Source organism: Rhizobium cerradonense, assembly GCF_030182455.1.
In the GTDB taxonomy this organism is placed as follows: domain Bacteria; phylum Pseudomonadota; class Alphaproteobacteria; order Rhizobiales; family Rhizobiaceae; genus Rhizobium.
In genome coordinates, this window is the sequence record NZ_JAQJCK010000072.1 from 1 (window position 1) to 1,011 (window position 1,011).

A 1,011-nucleotide genomic window follows, 5' to 3' on the forward strand; every position below is an offset into this window, starting at 1 on the left:
TCAAGGCGACAGAGGTGGTATCCTATCTTGCGACCCATCCTCTCGACCGTTATACTGTTTTTGAAAAACAGTATAACACCGGAGTCGAGCTATGAAGTCCATCGACCTCATGTATCAGACGATGCTCGCCGAGCTCGGTCAGCGCTCGCTCGATGCCGCTTGGACGGCCGATTTCCCTCCGGAGGGTCGGTTCACCCCAGCGAAGGTTAAGGGGCGCACGTACTGGTATTTCGACATCCCGGATGGACATGGTGGTACGAAACGTCGTTACGTCGGTTCCGCTGATGATCCGGTTATCGCGCAGCGCGTAGCTGATCATAAGCGGGACAAGGATGATCTACGCGCTCGCAGGCGCTTGGTAAATACCCTGACCCGCGAGGGCGGGATGATCGCCCCTGATGCCATGTCGGGCGATATCGTCGAGGCTCTTGCCGATGGGGGTCTCTTTCGGCTCCGGGGTGTTCTCATCGGCACGGTGGCCTTTCAGTGCTATTCAGGACTGCTGGGCGTCCGCCTTCCCATAGCTGCGATCCTGACCGGCGATGCGGACATTGCCCAGGACTATGCTATCAGTCGGGAGGTTGAAGATAGTCTGCCTCCGATCCTTGAGCTGCTGCAGGGCGTCGACGCTAGTTTCCGGCCAGTTCCACACCGATCGGGCTCCGCGGCCTCGTCGGCGTTTCAAAATGCCGACGGCTACAGAGTTGAGTTCTTGACGTCGAACCGTGGTTCGGATGACTACATCGATCAGCCGGCGAAGATGCCCGCTCTTGGCGGCGCCAGCGCGGATCCACTGCGCTTTCTCGACTTCCTCATAAGGGAACCCGTCAGGACAATGTTGCTCCACCGAAGCGGTGTCCCAGTCGTCGTCCCTGATCCGTCCCGGTATGCGGTCCACAAGCTCATAGTCGCCAGCCGCCGAAACACCGACGGGCAGGGGCCGGCGAAGCGTGAGAAGGATATCCGACAAGCTGCGCTGCTCTTCGAAGCTCTGCAGCAGACAAGGCGATC

1 protein-coding gene is annotated in these 1,011 nt (G+C 59.4%); it reads left to right on the forward strand.

Annotated elements, in window-relative coordinates; translation table 11 throughout:
* Positions 1-91: 91 nt before the first annotated feature.
* Positions 92-1,011, forward strand: a 920-nt coding sequence (locus PH547_RS33710) for a nucleotidyltransferase family protein (protein WP_285170483.1), incomplete at its 3' end; no start/stop codon positions are given.